At 35.5% G+C, this 19,767-nt stretch carries 15 protein-coding genes; 4 read left to right on the forward strand and 11 right to left on the reverse strand.

Features of this window, described 5'->3' with window-relative positions:
* Positions 1-306, forward strand: a 306-nt coding sequence (locus ACIR131C_RS21850; protein ID WP_035371487.1) for a tetratricopeptide repeat protein, incomplete at its 5' end; no start/stop codon positions are given.
* Positions 307-697: 391 nt separating this feature from the next.
* Here ACIR131C_RS21850 and ACIR131C_RS0103840 read toward each other — a convergent pair.
* From ACIR131C_RS0103840 to ACIR131C_RS0103850, 3 genes are all read right to left on the reverse strand, one after another.
* Entirely contained in the window at positions 698-1,960 is a 1,263-nt protein-coding gene (locus tag ACIR131C_RS0103840) for an ABC transporter ATP-binding protein (protein WP_028089125.1), read from the reverse strand.
* Between the two features lie 251 nt (positions 1,961-2,211).
* Positions 2,212-3,348, reverse strand: a complete 1,137-nt coding sequence (locus ACIR131C_RS0103845) for a glycosyltransferase family 4 protein (protein WP_028089126.1) — start codon at positions 3,346-3,348, stop codon at positions 2,212-2,214.
* Between the two features lie 18 nt (positions 3,349-3,366).
* Positions 3,367-4,524 carry a glycosyltransferase family 4 protein gene (locus tag ACIR131C_RS0103850; protein ID WP_155963007.1) on the reverse strand — a complete coding sequence of 386 codons (1,158 nt, stop codon included), beginning with the start codon at positions 4,522-4,524 and terminating at the stop codon, positions 3,367-3,369.
* A 312-nt stretch (positions 4,525-4,836) separates the two neighbouring features.
* Between ACIR131C_RS0103850 and ACIR131C_RS0103855 the strand changes: the two genes are divergently transcribed.
* The 3 genes from ACIR131C_RS0103855 (at position 4,837) to ACIR131C_RS0103865 (ending at position 9,361) form a co-directional block, all read left to right on the forward strand.
* Positions 4,837-7,083: an NHL repeat-containing protein gene (locus ACIR131C_RS0103855; protein ID WP_028089128.1), complete on the forward strand. Its 2,247-nt coding sequence runs from the start codon at positions 4,837-4,839 to the stop codon at positions 7,081-7,083.
* Between the two features lie 301 nt (positions 7,084-7,384).
* Positions 7,385-8,167 carry a PIG-L deacetylase family protein gene (locus ACIR131C_RS0103860; RefSeq protein ID WP_028089129.1) on the forward strand — a complete coding sequence of 261 codons (783 nt, stop codon included), beginning with the start codon at positions 7,385-7,387 and terminating at the stop codon, positions 8,165-8,167.
* A gap of 84 nt (positions 8,168-8,251) precedes the next feature.
* The gene (locus ACIR131C_RS0103865) at positions 8,252-9,361 is read left to right on the forward strand and encodes a glycosyltransferase family 4 protein (protein ID WP_028089130.1); all 1,110 of its coding nucleotides are present in this window, start codon (positions 8,252-8,254) and stop codon (positions 9,359-9,361) included.
* 195 nt (positions 9,362-9,556) lie between these two features.
* On the opposite strand, the gene ACIR131C_RS0103870 is transcribed toward ACIR131C_RS0103865, so the two are convergent.
* The 8 genes from ACIR131C_RS0103870 to hepA all read right to left on the reverse strand — a co-directional run bounded on the left by ACIR131C_RS0103870 (position 9,557) and on the right by hepA (position 19,669).
* A complete protein-coding gene (locus ACIR131C_RS0103870) occupies positions 9,557-10,705 on the reverse strand; it encodes a glycosyltransferase family 4 protein (protein WP_028089131.1) in 1,149 nt (382 codons plus the stop codon).
* A 109-nt stretch (positions 10,706-10,814) separates the two neighbouring features.
* A complete protein-coding gene (locus tag ACIR131C_RS0103875; RefSeq protein ID WP_028089132.1) occupies positions 10,815-12,248 on the reverse strand; it encodes a hypothetical protein in 1,434 nt (477 codons plus the stop codon).
* Positions 12,249-12,298: 50 nt separating this feature from the next.
* Positions 12,299-13,258: a glycosyltransferase family 2 protein gene (locus ACIR131C_RS21855; RefSeq protein WP_051347489.1), complete on the reverse strand. Its 960-nt coding sequence runs from the start codon at positions 13,256-13,258 to the stop codon at positions 12,299-12,301.
* A complete protein-coding gene (locus ACIR131C_RS0103885) occupies positions 13,176-14,378 on the reverse strand; it encodes a glycosyltransferase family 4 protein (RefSeq protein WP_028089133.1) in 1,203 nt (400 codons plus the stop codon). Before ACIR131C_RS0103885 ends, ACIR131C_RS21855 begins: the two co-directional genes overlap by 83 nt.
* Positions 14,379-14,390: 12 nt before the next feature.
* Complete coding sequence (locus ACIR131C_RS0103890) at positions 14,391-15,377, reverse strand: glycosyltransferase family 2 protein (protein ID WP_028089134.1); 987 nt, start codon at positions 15,375-15,377, stop codon at positions 14,391-14,393.
* A gap of 43 nt (positions 15,378-15,420) precedes the next feature.
* Complete coding sequence (locus ACIR131C_RS0103895) at positions 15,421-16,566, reverse strand: glycosyltransferase family 4 protein (RefSeq protein WP_035371474.1); 1,146 nt, start codon at positions 16,564-16,566, stop codon at positions 15,421-15,423.
* Positions 16,567-16,578: 12 nt separating this feature from the next.
* A complete protein-coding gene (locus tag ACIR131C_RS0103900; protein WP_028089136.1) occupies positions 16,579-17,760 on the reverse strand; it encodes a glycosyltransferase family 4 protein in 1,182 nt (393 codons plus the stop codon).
* 64 nt (positions 17,761-17,824) lie between these two features.
* Positions 17,825-19,669, reverse strand: a complete 1,845-nt coding sequence (gene hepA, locus ACIR131C_RS0103905) for a heterocyst formation ABC transporter subunit HepA (protein WP_028089137.1) — start codon at positions 19,667-19,669, stop codon at positions 17,825-17,827.
* Positions 19,670-19,767: the final 98 nt, after the last annotated feature.

The following is a 19,767-nucleotide window of genomic DNA, read 5'->3' on the forward strand; positions in this document are numbered from 1 at the left end:
GATCCTGATGTTGCTTCTAGCTTAAACGATTTAGCAATTCTTTACGATAATCAAGGAAGATACAGTGAAGCAGAATCTCTCTTACTTGATGCTTTAGCTATGTTTGAACGAGTGCTAGGAACTAATCACCCTAATACAATAACCGTTCGGGACAATTTACGACTTTTACAACAGCAACTCATACCTCCTCCTTTTTACATACGTTTGTTGAATAATCTAATAGCCGTGTTAACTTTACTATTGCATCGTTTATGGCTACTAATCAAACGTATTATTATCTTTTCCTGGCGTTTGTTTCGACGTTAACAATATTTTATCCAACAATAAGAATGTATTGCTATCAAATTCTAATGTATTGCCATACAAAAGCAATTTAATATCAACCAAAAACAAAATATAGCATTACATAAAATTTGTAGGTTGGGTTGAAGCATAAAACCCAACATAAGCGTCAGGTTGCGCGGTCCCTTAACCCAACAAAGCAGGAAATGTACAAGGTATTGGATCTTAATCATCTTATTATTCTCTCTAAGTCTTGAGAATGATCAAAATTCAGCCCTTAATTCACCAACAAACATTAAAACATTAGTAATGTATCGCCATACAATAGTATGGCATTGCTAAACAAAAGTAATGTATTGATATTCTGAAATTATTGAAAAGCTCCGAGATTGAATAGATTAAAAAACTGTTGGACTTACTTATGTGCAAGTCCTGAAAATATTGCTAACTGTGTTTCTGTATCAAAAAAATGTAGCTTATCAGGTACAAAGGATAGCCAAAGTTGTTCATCTACATTGATAACTCTATCTGGTGGAACTCTTAGCTGTAAAGACTGTCCATTTGGATGGTGTACATCAGGGTCAGAAATTTTTACAGATAAAAAAGTATCATTTCCCAGATTTTCTACTAAATCAACTTTTACTGGTAAATTTTTCGTAGCAGGTACACTCAAAGTTAAATGTTCTGGACGAATACCCAATATTAAAGTTTTACCATCATAGGGTTGTAAAGCACTTCCCCAAGTATCTGGGAGAGTAAAACGGAAATTAGCATGACTGATTACTAAAGGTGCGTGAAACTCCACTGGGATAAAATTCATAGGTGGAGAACCAATAAATTCAGCCACAAAGCGATTCGCAGGACGGTTATAAAGTTCTAAAGGAGGTGCGACTTGTTGGATCTTACCTTCTGACATAATCGCAATGCGATCGCCCATTGTCATTGCTTCAGTTTGATCATGAGTGACATAAATTGTCGTTGTTCCCAATTGATGTTGTAACTTGACAATTTGACTACGAGTTTCCGCGCGAAGTTTAGCGTCCAAATTAGATAATGGTTCATCCATTAAGAATACTTGAGGATTGCGAGCGATCGCTCTACCTAATGCTACCCGTTGTCTTTGTCCTCCAGACAATTGTTTAGGTAAACGATTTAACAGAGATTCAATTTGTAATAAAACTGCAACTTTTTCCACTTGTTCCGCGACAATTCTTTCCTTTGGGGAAATATAGCGTAATTTTTTCGGTAACTTTTTCGTCAAACCTACCAATAGATTTTCACTCCATTGAGTAAATTTTGTTTTCCTTGCTTCCTGATCACCAAACTGACGACGTAAACCAAAAGCGATGTTATCATATACAGTCATGTGAGGGTAGAGAGCGTAACTTTGAAACACCATAGCGATGTCTCTAGCTTTCGGGGGTAAATCATTAATTAGGCGATCGCCCACAGAAATGTTACCACCAGTCATCACCTCCAAGCCAGCGATTAACCTCAACAAAGTGCTTTTACCGCAACCAGACGGACCCACCAACACCATAAATTCACCATCAGCAATGGTTAAATTAATGCGTCGTAAAACACTGACATCATCAGAACCGTCTGTGTGTCCCTTTGCAGATTTTTCACTGCGGGAGGGAAAGCTTTTATAAACGTTTTCTAATACAACTTTAGCCACGACAATTCACTTGACCACTTATTAATTTATAGAAGCGGAAAAATTCCACCCATAGCCATAGTATACATTTTTTCTCAAAATCCAGATTCCCGACTTCTCCAAGCAGTTCGGGATCTGAGTTCTGCTAAATAAGTGAACGGAAAAAACCGACATAAATAACGAACAGTAAAGTTGCTGGAAACCTCTTTTCTGTTCCCTGTTCCCCGTTCCCTGTTCCCTGACTATAACGACAATTTTTAACGCCAACCTACTTAAATTGATTTTAATAATTCTTGAATTTGCTGATTAATAATATTAACCTCAAAAAGTTGACTAGCAGTAATTTTAGCATGATTAGCAATCATCGCCGTTTTTGCAGAATCTTGAAGACAATTATTAATTACTCGCGCTAATTCTTCAGGTTTTCCAGGTGTGACTAAAAAACCATTAATACCATTTTCTACTAATTCTATTACACCTCCAGCTTCAGCAGCAACGACAGGTTTACCGCACAGCATAGCTTCAATAATAACCCTTCCAAAAGGCTCAGGTGCGGTAGAAGTATGAGTAATTAAATCACACATAGTCATTAATTGGGGAATATCCGAGCGAAATCCCAAAAATTTGACTCGATTTTCCAACCCCAATGCAGTTACTTGGTGGTGAAGATTCTGCACATATTCCTGTTCACCAAATAAAGCATCACCAACTAAAATTACTATCACATTTTCTGGACATAGGGAAAGAGCATCAATTAAAATATGTTGTCCCTTCCAAGGAGAAAGACGGCTAAAATGTCCAATCACAAATTTATCTTCTAATTGGAGATTTTTCCTGAGATTGATAACTTCTAACTCATCAACATCATAATTTTTTATCTCAAAACCATTATAAACAACGTGAACTAAATTTGATTTTCCTCCAGCTTTTAAAAAAGCCATTTTACTAGCTTGAGAATTAGCAATTACCAAAGCCGCACAAACATTAATTAAATTAACAGCAACCCGGAGATTAGTTTGGCTAAAATGTTCTAAAGAAAGAATATCATGTAAATGATAAACCAGAGGACGACGAGCTAATAAACTAGATATTGCTCCGACAATTAAAGCCTTTTGGGTATTAGCATAGATTAAATCATAGTTCTTTGCCCGTTGACAGACCTGATAAATTAAAGGTATGATTTGTCCTAAACTGCTTAATGCTGGCAATAAACCACTTTCTTTATTAACATTAATTGGTTGAGTTGTTAAAACCTCCACAGGAATTTGATGGTTTTCGAGTAACTTTCTAAAATCACCATCTGCAAATAAACCAACCAGAGCATTTTTACCATAAGGTTTAGCAATATCTGCTAAACACAATTCAGCACCACCGGGTTTACCACTTTGATCTAAAAATAGAATTTTCATACAACTTTCATAATCAATTTAAGCCAAGAGAACTTGACGAACTTCTTGAGCGATATTCGTCCAATTATAATATTTAATTGTGTAATTACGACATTCTTCCCTAGATGGTAAAGGAAGTTTACCTAACATAATTTGTGTTAACTTATCAGCGATACTTTCCACCGTGATTGATTCAGTAATTAAACCTGGAGAAAAGCCTTGTAAAATTTCTGGCATTCCCCCCACTGGTGTACATAAAACCGGAGTACCACAAGCTAAAGATTCAAGAATAGCTAATCCAAACCCCTCAAAAGATTGACTAGGCATTATAGTTAAATCAGCAGATTGATAAGCTAGAGGTAAATGTTCATCAGGTAAAAAACCCAAGAATTTGACATGATTTTCTAAACCTAATGCTTGAGTTTTTTGTTGAAGTAAAGCCTGAATATGACCACGGCCAGCTATTGCTAACCAAATGTCAGGGACTTGTATTTTAATCATAGCAATTGCTGCTAATAATTTATCAATCCCCATTCTATGAACTAAGCGACGGGAAGTAAATAATATTCTTCTATCACTTGGCCAACCTAGTTTTATTCTTGCTTCTTGACGTGATAAATTATTCTGAAAGTGATCAATATCAACTCCACCAGGAATAATGTGAATTTTCTGCCAGGGAACTTGATATTTTTGATGTAATATCTGACCAAAAGCTTTACTAAGAACAATAAAGCGATCGCACCGATTATAAGTGCTTTGTTCTATTAATTTTTGTTTTAGCCAAATACTAAATTTTTTATTAGTTACTTCTTCTTGACTTTCCGAAGCCCAAGGACCATGAAAGTTAAAGGTAACAGGTATTCCCTTGGGTAAGATGTCTAAAATCGGAAAACTGTATAATGCAAAATGGAGATTAATTGCGTCAGGTTTACCTAATCTTGTTTTTTTAAAGTTATGACGAATTGAGAATAGTCTAGAACTAATTTTACTATCTGGATTAGCTAAATTAGTTAACTTAATTTGTGTATTTTTTGCATCTGCTGGTAAACCAACTCCACACAATTCTATTTCATCTTTCTGTGCTGCTAATTTATGAGTTAATTCATAAATATATCGTTCCAATCCTCCGGGGGTTTTAGGAAACCAACCCGTACCCAAGGTCAAAATCGCCGCAGATTGTGTATCTTTACGTTCCATTACCAAGATCATTTTTTCAGTATTATCTTCTCATACAAAGCTGGAAATTAAAATCAGCTTAAATCTGAAAAATATTTTATTTCTATAAGCAAAATATATGAAAAAAATATAAGTATTCCTGTATTGAGTATAATTTAGTTATTTTTAAAGTATATTGTATTGATTTGATGAAGTTTCGATGAAATAATATACAGATTCATGTTTATTTGTTAGTTTATGGGTAAGAAATGTAAATTAGAAGTTTTTCAAGCAGATTACTCTGGCTGTTGAAACATTTTTAATAGTTGATTAACTGATAATCAAAAAATTGCTATGAACAATAAATTATTTCAGCTTAGTAAAATTCATCACAAAATTAACCAATATATTCATACTTTATTTCGGAGTAGATATTGGCGAAAAAAAATAATATTTAACATTCTTATTGCTGTAACCTGTGGACTAATAGTGACATTCATAGGAATGAAAATGGATTTAGGAAATACGGACAATACCAAAATTCAGCTAAAAAATAAAGTATCTAAAAATTCTGAAATCACTTATACAACTTCCTGGTTAGGAAATACCATTGGTAATAGTCAATTGCGAGTACAAAATAATATTGAGGGAATGTATGTCAAAGATGATGGGACTATTTATACCAATAGTTATTGGGATGAAGCTGGTAGCGAAGCAGGAATTTATAAAGATGGTAAACCAATTTTAAATCTCGAAGATACACATGGTTGGAATCGTTTGGGAGGTAAAGCAATAACAGTAGATAATAAATATATTTATATTGCTATGTCTCAGGGGGGAATGGATCAAACCAAAGAAGATTATCCTCCTAAAGATCAAATTTGGTACTGTGTGAGACGTTATGATTTCAAAGGAAAACCTGCACCTTTTGCAAAAGGAAATGGCTGGGATAAAAGTATGTTAATTACCAGCAAAAGCAATCAAGTAACTGGACTAGCAACGGTAGATAATAAACTATTTGTTAGCAATGCTGCTGAGAATATGGTTCGGGTTTATAATACTGAAACCATGGAAGAATTAAGTAGATTTAGTGTAACTAATCCAGGAGATATCGCAGTTGATAAAAAGGGCAGTTTATGGATTATTGAAAATCAAAACAGTGGGACATCTGGAAAAATTGTCAATTATTCGCAAACAGGCAAGAAATTACCCCAAGAAATTATAGATATTGATAAACCATCAGCATTAGCAATTGATAATCGTGGTAGATTGTTAATAGCAGAAAATGGCATTAATCAACAATTACTAATTTATAATATCAATAATCAACCAGTTCGTGTAGATAGTTTTGGCGATAAAAAAGGTATTTTTAGTGGTGTACCAGGAGAGGTAAAAACATCAAAACTATATGGAATTACGGGAGTTGGTACAGATAGTAAAGGCAATTTTTATATAAATAATAATGGTTTTAATAAATCAGGAACAGATTTAAGAAAATTCTCTCCATCAGGAGAAATACAATGGCAATTACTAGGATTAATATTTGTAGATAATGCAGATACAGATCCACAAACAGATGGTGTTAATCTATTTACTAAACAAGAACAATATGTCATGGATTATAGTAAGCCATCTGGTAAACAATGGACTTATAAAGCTTACACCGTTAATCCTTTTAAATATTCTCAAGATCCCCGTTTACATACATCACCAGATGGTACTTTTGTGCGTCGTATTCAAGGAAAACCTTTTTTATTTCTGACAGATATGTTCGGCGCTTTTTTACAAATTTATCGTTTTCAACCCAATACAGATGGGAAAATTGCTATTCCTGCGGGAATGTTTGTTGGTACTAATAATGGAGGTAAATCTATTACTGGAAATTGGCCACCCTATCAACCAGAAAAAGGAGAGTGGATTTGGCGTGATCTTAATGGCAATGGTGCATTTGAAAAAAATGAGTATGATAGTAGCGAAGACTATCCTTATATGGGAGGTTGGTGGGTAGATAGTAAAGGTGATGTTTGGAAAACTTTGCGAACTCAAGATGGTATTCGTCGTTATCCTTTACAGGGAATAGATACTAAGGGAAACCCGATTTATAGCTATAGTTCGATGCAAAAAATTAAGACTCCTAGCATCTTTAATGATTTGCGAAGAATTGAATATTTTCCCGAAACAGATACTATGTATTTATCAGGTTTTACTATTGAACATCCTGCATTTGGTGACGACACTGGAGTAGTAGGATCGGAAATTGTGCGCTTTGATAATTGGAGTCGGGGAAATCCCACCCCAAAATGGCGAACTGTAGTTCCTTATGATACTACTGGTCAGCGAAAAGTCTCGACCGCAGCTATGAGTATAGCCGGTGATTATGTCTTTGCGGTAACTGTCAAAACCGCAGAGGTATATGTTTATAAAGCAGCAACTGGGGAACTTGTACAAAAGATGAGTCCAGGTCCAGAAGTTGGTAATAAAAGTGGCTGGGTTGATATTCCCTACGGTATCCGCGCTTTTCGTCGTGCTAATGGTCAATATCTCGTATTTGTGGAGGAAAATTGGCTAGGAAAGGTGCTTGTTTACCAATTGAACTTATGATATATAGCGTTTATTTTCTTGAATAAGTGACAATATTCTCGACTTCTCTCAGAAGTCGGGAAGCGGATATGATATTTTTCATGAAAATAAAATTTAGGGCAAATATTGTGCAAAAACTTATTGGTATCTTTTTATTAACTTGATATTTTCATGATAATTTAATCCAAAAAATAAATAAATCTGCTAAAAGTTAATTATGATAATAATAGTTATTTTTACAAACTTATTCCCCATAATAATCAATGGTTATCATAAGTTTTGGTAAACAAATTAAATGTTGTTTTGAATTAAACTGAGAATTATGAATAAAAATAAGGTATTAACCTCTTTAGAAAAAATTATCCCTAATAAACTGCTAAATCAGATGCAATATATTCATTGCAGTTTAGTTTCATGGTGGATTTTAAATTGGGGAAGTCAGCCTTTAAAATTTTCTGAAAAATCAGCAATGGTTTTTGCCCCTCATCAAGATGATGAAACCTTTGCTTGTGGAGGCATGATTGCACGGAAAAAGGAACAGGGAATACCAGTAGCTATAGCTTTTTTAACTGATGGTAGAGGTTCTCATGGTGTAAATTTAGATATTCAAAATCTTATCCATATTCGTCAACAAGAATCTTTGACAGCGTTAGGTATTTTGGGAGTAAATAGTTCAGAAATTCATTTTTTGAACTACCAAGACGGCAGTTTATCAACTCTTGATTTAGAGGTAAAACAACAGATAATTACTGAAATTTCTGAATTACTAAAGCTTTACCAACCAGGAGAAGTTTATCTACCTCACCGTAAAGATTGTCATCGAGATCATGAAGCTACTTATAGCTTAGTAAAAGAGGCAATTAATCAAGCTGGAATGACAACAGAAATATTCCAATATCCTATTTGGATATTTTGGCGATCGCCATTATTTATTCTCTTGAAATTACAAGATATTGCCGCAGCTTATCGTTTTTCAATTACATCAGTAAAAGAGAAAAAACAAAAGGCTATTACTGCTTATCCTTCCCAAATTCAGATGTTACCCTATGGATTTATTAAGAGATTTTTAAATTCGGAAGAAATATTTTTTAAATCTGAATCCTAGTATTTAATATCTGATTCACCCTACTACCAGTTACTTCTGTGCATATTAAATTAACCGTAAATAATTACATTGGAGAAGAGTTAAATGCGGATTTTACATATTACTAATCATCTGCAAAAAATCGGCAATGGTATTGTTAATGTAGCCGTAGACTTAGCTTGTTTACAAGCACAAAGTGGTTTGGATGTTGCTGTAGCTTCTGCTGGTGGAGAATATGAAACATTATTAGCAGATTATGGTGTTAAACATTTTCACCTAAATCAGTCTCGGACACCATTAAATCTGATTAAAGCTACTTGGAATTATCGCCGAATAATTAAAGAGTTTAAACCAGATATTGTTCATGTTCACATGATGACAGGAGTTATCTTAGCGGGAATTTTTAGAAAAAATCGAGAATATCATTTAGTCTCTACCGTCCATAATGAATTTCAACATAGTGCTGTACTTATGGGATTAGCAGATCAGGTAATTGCAGTTAGTAATGCAGTAGCTAATTCAATGATTCGACGCGGTATTCCATCTGAAAAATTGCGAGTGGTTAGCAACGGTACTTTAGGAAGTCCTCGACATAAAAAACTTCAAGATTATCAACCAGTAGCAATGCAATATCCATCTATAACTACTGTCGCTGGGATGTATACCCGTAAAGGTATTTCTGAATTAATTGAGGCATTTAAAATCATTGCCATAGATTTTCCCGAAGCACATTTATATTTAGTAGGAGATGGACCAGATCGTCCTTTATTTGAGGCTATGGTGAAAAATACAACCTTAAATAATCGTATTCATTTTGAAGGATTCCAACCAGAACCACAACGTTATATGTTAGCCACAGATATCTTTGTTTTGGCTTCCCATTGTGAATCTTTTGGTTTAGTTTTGACGGAAGCACGGGAAGCGGGTTGTGCAATTATAGCTAGTAATGTAGATGGGATTCCTGAAACTTTAGATCATAGTCAGGCTGGGATTTTAATCCCACCTAAAGATATTGACACCTTAACTAATACTTTGACACAATTACTGAGCGATCGCCAACTCTTAAATCAGTGGAAATTCCGCGCTCAACAAAATCTAGAAAGATTTCATGCAGCGCGAGTCAATGAAGAAACACTAGCTGTATATCGGGAATTAATGAGAAAATCCAATGTGATTGAAGTTATGGAAATCAGAGAATTAGTAACTGGTAAATAAATAGTAAAAGCAAAGGAAAATCAGGGAAAATAATTATATCTTTCATATCTTTCAGGAGTTTTTACAAAAATATCAAAAAATAAAATAGCGTCGAAAACCATAGTCTTTCGGAATGAGGGTTCTGATCAAAACTCAGATCCCCGACCTCTTCAAGAAGTCGGGGATCTTATTGTTCACAAAGGAAATATTTCTCCCTTACAGGGGGAGTCTTTTTGTAGTTTCTGTGACAACATTAGGCATTATAGAGCCTATAGTATTAATAAAGTTTTGGGCATAACGCTGTGTAGAGAATTGAAGAGCGCGTTGTCGTGCTGCTATTCCCGCAGATTGGGCAAATTCCTGGTCGTCAAGATAGCGAAGAATGGCTTCTGTTAGGGCTTCTGCATCGTCGTAAGCTGTTAACAGCCCATTTACCCCGTCAGTGATAATTTCCGTTGGACCACCAGCGTTACCAGCAATAACGGGTTTACCTAATGCCATTGCCTCAATAATTACAATTCCAAAGGGTTCTTTATCAGAAGCATGAACAAATACATCCATTGCTTGCACCCATTCCGGGACATTGCGCTGTAACCCAGCCATAATTACTCTATCACCTAACTTTAGATCAGTGATTTGTTGATTTAAAAATCCCTCATAATCCGATTCTAGATCATGTTTACCACCAACTACGACACAATGGGCATCAGGATATTTTGCTAATACTTTGGGCATTGCTGCTACTAGTACGTGCATTCCTTTCCAGCGTTGCAAGCGTCCGACAATGCCGATTAAAGGGACATTTAAGGGTAAACCCAGTTTTTTCCTGGCTTCTGCGGGAGAAGGCAAAATAGCCGGATCAAATCGCTCTAAAGCTACTCCAGGATAAACTAAGGGAGTTGGTCTGTGAGGCCAAATCGCTGATTGTGCTTTTTGACCGTCTTTTGAGAGTGTAACAATTGCTTGGGCTGGTATGAAAGTTGCTAACCGTACTAACCAAGTTCGATCATCAGGAACTTCTAATTGATACCAAATAGCTGGTAAACCGGCTAACATTGCCGCTAAACCACCGGAAATATGGGTAATCCACATCCAGTTAACAATCGCATCTACACTTTCTTGACGAGCGATCGCCGCTATCCGCAAAATAGTAGCAATAAATCGGTGAATTTGGCGCAAACGGCCACTAATCACAACTCGCGTATCAATACCCAGGTTTCTTACCTGCTCTACCATTGGTCCGTCTTCTAAAAATATTGCCAACCACTCTACATTGGCATTACGTCCTTGTTGCATTAAATCCAAAAACATCATTTCACCACCGCCTCGTTGTTCGGCTAATGGCATGATAATCATAACTTTCATAATTTACACCTGAGAGGATGTTTGAAAAGTTTTTGGCAAAAATTCTGGACTGATCATTTAACCACAGATCCGGTTAGATAATCTTGTCTTTTATTTAAGTTTTTAGTTCTTAATTTTGAGAATTTTGAGGATTTTGATAATACTTATGTGCCGCCATAGACATGGCAAAAAATCCCCATAAAATCATCCCGGAAACACTCAACATTCCACTACCAATAATTAGTTGTGAACAAGAACTAATAGCAATGGCGCGAGCAGCACTGACAAAACTATCAAAGCGGGCTTCCGTATATTGGCTAACGGTAATAATCATTAAGATTAATCCGCCCATATAAGGAATAGCTCCCAACCAACCCAAGGTAAAAAACATATCTAAAATGCCACTATCAATGACAACTACTTCTATTTGTCCAGTTTTTTCGTTGACTTTCCAGATATTTCCTAAACCATTACCGAAACTATTAGTTAATGCTAGACCCAGATTTCTTTCATAACTTCCTGATCTATCTTTTAAACTGCCATCTTTTTGCAGATTCACAAAAGTTTCTAATCGAGAATTTACAACTTTAGCAATTGGTTCTATAGTTAGCAAGGGGATAACACACATGGACATTACTAAAATGATTGTAATTAATCGCATTTGAATTTTAGCTTTTACTGAACCCATAATCATAATTATTCCCAGTAACCAACCGCCCCAATTAGTCCTAGCTTGTGATAACAAAAACGATAAATAGCCTACGGCTGAAGCAGGAAAAATTAATGGACCTGAACTGGTGAATAATAATAATAACCCTGCTTGCATAACAGCACCAAATGGACCTACTGAATGCAGTGTACTCCAAACACGCATTCCAAAGGGGACAGGATTTCCAGAACTAGTAAAAAGTTTTGATTCTATTAGCCAAAAGCGATCCCATTCCGGTGCTACCACAAATTGATATATACCGTAAGTTCCTATCAGCAAAACACACCAGAGAAATACACGCTGAATATTTTGTTTATAGCTGGGATAATCTCGCCAATTGATAAATAGGTGAAAAGCGAAAATAATCGGACTCATCCAGTCTAGAAAACCCCGGATTACTGGAATTGGTTGATTGTAAACTAGACCGATCAAAAAAGCATAGAATACTCCAATAAAACCCAAAATAAAAGGTAAACCTCCTTTACGAACTGCGCTAGGAAGATATTTTAAAAAAGTGGCTATGGTGACAAATACTACTAAATAAGGTGCTATGAGCATTTGACGGGTAGGGTCCCAGCCAACACGATAGTCAACTAAACGAGTCAGCAAAGGTGAAAGAAACCAGATCCACCAAGTGAAGCCAATGTAAAGTAGGGAATGGCGCAAATACAAAAATACAGCCACTAAGAAAGCTGTTACCGGAAAAATTAGACGCAATAGGCCAGCACTAATAAAATAATTAGCTGTGATTAAAAATAGGAAGCCAAGAATGACTATCCAAGCCTGTGCTGTTCGTTCTTGAGGATAGAAGTTTTGTCGTAAAAAACTATTAAAAAGTATCGGTTTGGAAATCACTTTGATCTCGATTTTGTATGAATAAAAATTTGGATGTTGTTAGGTTTTAATTAATAGCCAAAATGGTGTTTATCAAGGTTAAATTTTGCCAATTCAATTCGATACTGTTGATATCCTAACCATCTTCCTTTTAAGGATGCTTGCAATTTTTTGGTAGCAAGTTGTCCTTGCTTGGGAAATAGTCTCAACCATTGACAAATTCCAAAACTTTCCCTTGTACCTACTAAAATTGACCACAATAAAAACACAAAGCGACGTATTGGAGAAAGATGTTCTAATAAAATTAGGGTTTCATTATGGACTAGGTTAATTAATGCAATGTCGTTGAAGTTGTGGCGTTGATCTTCATCAAAACGTTGGGCTGGATAGTGATCTACAGTAATACTGGGATCATAAATCATTTTCCAACCTGCTCGTTTTAGGGTGAGAGTAAAGGACATTTCAAAATGCACTTGTGCGCCAGTCCCTTTCATTCTTTCGTCAAAGCGTAATTCTCCAATAGCTTGGGTGCGGAAGCTCATATTCACACCTTTAAGAATATCAACTTCACGGGGTGCGCCAATTCCTAAATGATGGTTGCCTATAACGCGCCCAAACCATTGCAATTTACCAACAACTGGTTGGGACTTGTCTTCTAGTTTTCCCCCTTGATAAATCCAATCACGGCCACCAACTCCGCCAATGTGAGGATCAGCCAAGAAATGGGTATTAATTTTAACTAACCATTCAGGATGGGGGGCTGCATCATCGTCGGTGATAGAAAGGATATCACCGTTGACTTTGACTAGTCCAGCGTTGAGGGCAGCCACTACTCCCGGCTGACTAACGGTAACGGTTTCTAGGGGTAGATGGTGGTGCAGTTGGTTAAGAAACTGCTGGGTTTCTGTGTCTGTATCCCTGATGACGACAATCGCCTGATCAACTGGTTTAGTTTGCTGTTCTAGGGCTTTCAGACAGCGGTACAGGTCTTGAGGACGGCGATAGGTGGGGATGAGAACTGTGTTTCTCATGGTTGGTTAATTCCGCAAATATATTGAGATAATTTTGTGCCATATTTGTCCAACTATGTTTTTCCGCTAGGACGCGGGCAGCCTGTGCCATTTGTTGACGGAGTGAGCGATCGCTGGCTAAAACAGACAAACTAGCTGCTAAACTATCAATGTGATCGGTTTCTGGCAAGACAATTCCTGCTTCTGCTGTGACTAATTCTGCACCTCCTGTAGCGGTGGCTGTAATCACAGGTAAGCCAGAAGCCAATGCTTCTAGTAGTACGAGGGTGCAAGCTTCATAACGGGAAGGAAATACAAAAAAATCTGCTGCTTGCATAATTTGGGCAATATCTCGACGATATCCCAAAAAATGTACTCGTTCACTGATACCTAAATTATTTGCCAATTCTAAAAACGGACTTCCTTTCGTATTACCAACTACAGCTAAATGTAAATCAGCAACTTTTTTTAAAGCTTTTAATACCGTATCTAAATTTTTTCTGGGTGTGCGAATATCTCCTGCAAATAATGCCAAATTAACATTTTCAGGTAAACCCAATAAGCTACGAGAAGTAACACCAGGAGTAAATTCTTGTAAGTCTACACCATTAACAATTACCTGAATTTTTTGGCGAGGTACACCAATACTGACTAATTCTTTCGCTACTTTTTCCGAAACAGCAATAATACTTTTAGCCTGAGAGAAAGCTTGTTTTTCCCAATAGGAATTAGCGGCGGTAAATAACCATTGATATAAACCATAAAAATCTTTACGACTGCGAGAAATATGCACAGGCGATCGCCACCATGAACTATGAACAAAATGCACAGCATTCACATCTGCTGCACTCATAGTAATTGCACCATTGACTTTAATTAAATCCAAATTACCTCGATTTTTACCCAACCAATCTGCACTTTTTTTTGCAAAAATGAAATTGCGGATAAATTCGCTAGGATAACCTTCGACTGGGATAGAAATCCAATTAACCGCAGTATTTTCTAATAATTCAGGGGCAACTTCACTGGCTAATAATGTTAATTGATAACCCCGACGAATTGCTTCTTGAGCTACTTCATAATTAACTCGGCCTTGACCATCACCTTTTTTGATTTTGTGGGTAACAATACAAAGTTTCACTTATGACCTCTCTTAAACATTCAAGATTTTATTTGTTAAATTGGCGGGAATAAAACTGATAATTAGGGCGGCTAAAGTTCGCAAATTAAATTTTTGTTCACTTAAAGTCTGCCAAAAATAACGGCGAGCATCTAGGATTTTTTGATCCCGTAATAAGCCAATTCCTAGAGTTGTATTAGCTGCTAACCATTTTTTTCTAAAGTGGGAATTAAATTCCTTTAAACGTTCATCCTCCATAAAGACTTGATAACAGAAAATTTCACTTTTACCTTTACGAATTTTTGCTTCAACATTACGTTTACCACTAAGCATAGTATCAGTTTGTTCATGGGCGCGATATCGTGTTAATCTTTCTGGATGATAGTAAACTCCGTGGCCAGATATACAACAAAGATATGTTAAATATAAATCCCACATTCCCCCAACCTCTGGAGGAATCATCTCCCAATTAATTAAACTATTACGAATTACAGCGGCCGCTGCGGTAGATATACTTTTATCAATTAGGCCAATTTTATAGAAATTTTGATGGATTCCTGGGGTGATTTTATCTCGCTTAAATCCCCGTGAATTTTCCTCAGTTCCAGAATAATTAATTTGACCTTGAGCGTCAATAATATATTGGTCGCAAAAAGCGAGAATTAAATCAGGATTTGCTTCTAAATGTGGCACAAGTTTGACTAAAAAATCTTCATTCCACATATCATCATCATGGAGACTGGCAATATATTTACCTTGTGCCATTTTAAAAGCATGAAGTTGATTAGCTAACATCCCAATATTTTCTGGGTGTCGGTGAAATTTGATGCGTGAATCGTTAAAGGATTCTATTAAAGATGCAGGATTTTCTAAACTACAATTATCACAAACTATAATTTCAATATTTTGATAAATTTGTTGAACTGCGCTACTAATTGCTTGTTTCAAGTATTCTGGGCGATTATAGGTAGGGATAATAACGCTAACTAGGGGTTGTGTGAGTTGAGAATTAATCAACATGATTGCAATTCCTTGATTTTTTTTAATTGATATTCCCAACTTCTTACAAAAGTCGGGGATGTTTAAATTCAGCAATAGTTTGTGAGTATATTTTCTCTAATCTTTGAATGTGAAGATCAAGAGAAAATTCTTGCTGAAACCACTCTTGACCTTCTTCACCCATTAATCGGCTTTTGTGATAGTTTGTTGCTAATTCGTTGATGGCATCTGCAAGATTTTGAATATGATTAGGTGTAATTAAAATACCTGTTTTACTATTTTGTACATATTCGGGAATACCACCAATTGAACTGGCAATTATGGGACGATAATGGGCATAGGCTTCTAGAGTTACTAGACCAGCGGGTTCAGGCCAAAGACTGGGAAAAACTACAGCTAAACACTGTTGATAAAGTGCTTCTAATTTGTCTTTATTACACCAACCATGCCAGGTAATACGCCTATTCAAACCTATTTTTTTAGCTAATTGTTCCATCTTAGATTTAATCCAACCTTCACCAGCAATATCAAGATGAATATTGGGGTTAGTCTTTGCTAAAGCTTTGAGTAACCATTCAATTCCTTTATCGGGAACAATGCGACCAACAAACAAAATTCGCTGATTTTGATGAATTTCTTGAGTTAAAGATGTCGTGGGATATTTAGGTTGTTTTACACCACAGTGAAGTGTAATTACCCGATGAGGTGATAAACCATTATTAATAATTTGCTCCCGCACGTAATTACTATTAGCAATTATAGGAATATTGATTTTTTTAGCATTCCTAAGAAAATCGTAACTACTCCGCCAATTTTGCCATATTTTTTCCGGTCTGCGACTACCACAACCATCTACCAAATGTCCCCAAGTACAGCCAAGGGCGTGCATATTGCGATCGCATTTATGTTGACGATTTGCTAAATATTTTGTGCCACTAGGACAGTAGCTACAATGATTATGAAGTGTAAATATCGCCGGACATTCTCCCCGCAATTCTGCTAGAAATTCTGGATCATGAAGGTGGAGTAATTTACATTGTCCTTGGTCTAAATTTTGGAAAGAATTAATATGGTGATTACTCACCCCTAAGATCTCCGAATTTACCAAAGAAGCTATATAAGTTTCTATTCCTCCTCCACCTCTAATATCAGTAGCAGAACATTGATATATTTTCTGTTGAGAAACTATGATTTCATTTGCAGTGAACATTATTTTTCCTTCTTAAGTGAAAATGGGTGTAATTAAATCTTGGTTTGAGAATATTTCGCAGAATTTATTTTGATAAACTTGTTGATTATATTGCTCAGAAGTAATTCTAGCGAATTGTCCCATTTCTGCTCTCCTAGATTCATTTTCTGCTAGAAATCTCAATTGATTAGCCATGGTTTCTACATCTCTAGGAGGAGCAATAAAACCATTTATACCATTATTTACCACATCCGCAGCACCACAGTTAGAAGTTACAATTACAGGTAATCCACAAGCCATAGCTTCTAATGCAACTAAACCAAAACCATCTTCTACAGAAGGTAAAACTAGGACGGAAGATTTACCAAAAACTCTAGTAGGATCATGTTCACTAAAATCCCAAAATTCTTGTTTAATATTGGTATGTTTGTTTAATGTTTCTATCATAAATTTTCTAAGTCTACGAGTAGAAGCACCACCAATAATTAATAATTCTGAATTAGGAATATCAGCTTTTAAAAAAGCTTGAATCAGGTATGGAAGTCCCTTTCTGGGTTCAATAGTTCCTACATAAAGAACACGAAAACATTCATCAGTTTTTAAAGTGGGATAAAATCTTTTATTATCTACAAAAGGAGTGATAACTTCAACTTTTTTTGCTGGAAATCCAGCTTGGATAAAAGTTTTTTTAGCTACATCAGAAAGGACAATAATTAAATCTGCTTGTTCACATTCGCTAGTAAATCTATTGAGCATTTTTGGATTCATTGTAGCTACAGTTGAATCAGATAAGAAATCTAATTCTTTTTTAATCTGTTCCTGCATAAAAGGCAGATAATTATTCAAACAATATAGCCACGCTTTTGCACCTTGTGATTTAGCTACTTTAAATGCTAAGTTAGTTTGTCCTGCTACTCCCATAATTAAATCACAGGGATATGATTTTAATTTTTTGCTTACCTGTTGATCAAAATACAAGTCACTTAGCAATACAACTAAATCATGACGACGACGCAAAACTGGGATGCTTAATAATCTTTTACTCCAGGGAGAATTTCCGACAGGATATACAGGAAAATTAGTTTTTGGTGCTGTTAAACCACTACAGAATACATTTAAGTCTCCTAGTTTATGTAATCCTAACGCAGCATTTTCTAAACAAACACCTTGTCCACCTGTTCCTAAACCTGTATTGCAAGTAAGTGTTATTTTCATAATTGATAATTAGTAAAAGTTGCGGTAGAACAAATACTGTCAAAAATTTTAAGTAGTCATGATATTAACTATCATGTTTATGACTAACTTCATACTGCATTTGGTGATATTGCCAAAGTTTACCTTTTTGTTCTAAAAGTTCTTGATATTTACCTTGTTCTACTATTCGTCCCTGTTCTAAAACTACAACTTTATCAGCTTTAGCAATAGTAGAAAGACGGTGAGCAATAGCAATTACTGTGCGGCCAACAGATAGCTTTTCTAGTGACTCTTGAATTAAACGTTCAGAAACAGAATCTAAAGCACTTGTAGCTTCATCTAAAATCAAAATTTCTGGATTTCTTAGCAATGCCCGGGCAATAGCAATTCTTTGTCTTTGTCCTCCTGATAACCGAACACCTCTATCTCCTAATTGTGTATCAAACCCCTCCGGCATTTCTAAAATAAATTCTAGAGCATTTGCCAATCGAGCCGCTTCTTTAATTTCTGTTTCCGTTACTTTTGGTGTACCATAAGCAATATTTTTCCAAACAGAAGTATTGAAAATAAAGGTATCCTGACTAACAACTGCTATCTGACGACGAAGAGAGTTGATTTCAAATTTGCGAATATCAACTTCATCTACATAAATATAGCCATCACTAGCATCATGAAAACGAGGAATTAAATCTGCAAGTGTAGTTTTTCCAGCACCAGATGAACCAATTAATGCCGTCATTTCACCTTGTTTAATTGAAAGAGTAATATTATGTAAAACTCGTTGATTAAGACCATAATCAAAATCTACAGATACTAAATCAATTGACCTTTTTAAACCTGTAAATTGGATTGTACCATTTTGAAAGTAGATTTTATCATCAGTTTTTAAGAGATTCTTAATATTTTCTACTGCTCCGGCTTGAGTAGTTAAAAAAGCTACAACTCCATTCAAATCTTGAGTCATAGGGATAATGCGAAATAGTACGAAGAAAAAGGTCAACAAAGCCGAAACATTCATTAAACCTGTGACTAGTGCCACAATGATCATACTAATCAGAATTAGAGTAGATATACTCTCAGCTAGAGGCTTAACTACTAAAGAAATCCAGTAAACACTTTTCAAAGTGTCAACTATTTTTTCACTTGCTTTATAATACCGTTTTCGCTCAAATTCTTGAGTAGAAAAAGCATGAATTGTGCGTATCCCTTGAATAAACTCTAGCGTTCTAGAAGTAAAGTTATCATTAGCTGTAGTAATACCAAAACTACGTTCTCTAATTTGTTTATTTAGTGTAGATAATGCTACTGCCAAAAGACCAAATAACAGAATTGAAACTATGGAAAGTTTCCATGAAAGGATAAACAGAGAAAGAGAATAGACTACAAGTGCGAAGATTCTAGTAATTAAAAAAGCTATACCCCCGAAAATTTGTCTAATTCTCTCCATTTCATTGGTGAGTATATTAATTAATTCTCCAGATTTTTTCTGATTAAAATAGCTGAGAGTTTGAGCGCCCAATTGTTCAAAAATTCGTTTACGGAGAGTGTCTACTAAACTTATTTCACTAAACTGGATGCAAATTTGTGCTAGGTAATTAAAAGATGCACGCATACAGGTTGTAATCACAATTAAAGCTGATATTCGATATAATCGCTCATTTACTGAACCATTAATTCCTAAAATCAAAATATCAAACCACTCAATTCCTGTTTTTACTGGTTCAGCACCAGGAGTAGTTAAACTTTGCAGAAATACCAACAGAAATCCTAAGCCAAACCCTTCAAAACTTGCTGCTAAAATTGAAAACACTAAGGCTAAAATTGCCACAAGTCGAAAATGTTTAAATTCTCGTAATATTAAGCGATTATTTTGCCAAAAACTTGTAGCCTGGAAGAGTTTTACTGTTGACAGTATAAATGCTGTCTGCATATTTTTCCTTGTTTTTAATTAGGTACATAATTCACGACATAAAACATCAAAACAGGAAATATTCATCCAATATAAAATCAGATAATTTTCCTGATTTG

It is taken from the genome of Dolichospermum circinale AWQC131C (genome assembly GCF_000426905.1).
GTDB lineage: Bacteria > Cyanobacteriota > Cyanobacteriia > Cyanobacteriales > Nostocaceae > Dolichospermum > Dolichospermum circinale.

Coding starts and splice junctions, on each gene's coding strand:
- ACIR131C_RS0103845 (WP_028089126.1), bottom strand. CDS start 3,348: ATGAAAATTCTATTTTTAGATCAAAGTGGTAAACCCGGTGGTGCTGAA.
- ACIR131C_RS0103850 (WP_155963007.1), bottom strand. CDS start 4,524: ATGGAACGTAAAGATACACAATCTGCGGCGATTTTGACCTTGGGTACG.
- ACIR131C_RS0103855 (WP_028089128.1), top strand. CDS start 4,837: ATGAACAATAAATTATTTCAGCTTAGTAAAATTCATCACAAAATTAAC.
- ACIR131C_RS0103860 (WP_028089129.1), top strand. CDS start 7,385: ATGAATAAAAATAAGGTATTAACCTCTTTAGAAAAAATTATCCCTAAT.
- ACIR131C_RS0103865 (WP_028089130.1), top strand. CDS start 8,252: ATGCGGATTTTACATATTACTAATCATCTGCAAAAAATCGGCAATGGT.
- ACIR131C_RS0103870 (WP_028089131.1), bottom strand. CDS start 10,705: ATGAAAGTTATGATTATCATGCCATTAGCCGAACAACGAGGCGGTGGT.
- ACIR131C_RS21855 (WP_051347489.1), bottom strand. CDS start 13,258: ATGAGAAACACAGTTCTCATCCCCACCTATCGCCGTCCTCAAGACCTG.
- ACIR131C_RS0103890 (WP_028089134.1), bottom strand. CDS start 15,377: ATGTTGATTAATTCTCAACTCACACAACCCCTAGTTAGCGTTATTATC.
- ACIR131C_RS0103895 (WP_035371474.1), bottom strand. CDS start 16,566: ATGTTCACTGCAAATGAAATCATAGTTTCTCAACAGAAAATATATCAA.
- ACIR131C_RS0103900 (WP_028089136.1), bottom strand. CDS start 17,760: ATGAAAATAACACTTACTTGCAATACAGGTTTAGGAACAGGTGGACAA.
- hepA (WP_028089137.1), bottom strand. CDS start 19,669: ATGCAGACAGCATTTATACTGTCAACAGTAAAACTCTTCCAGGCTACA.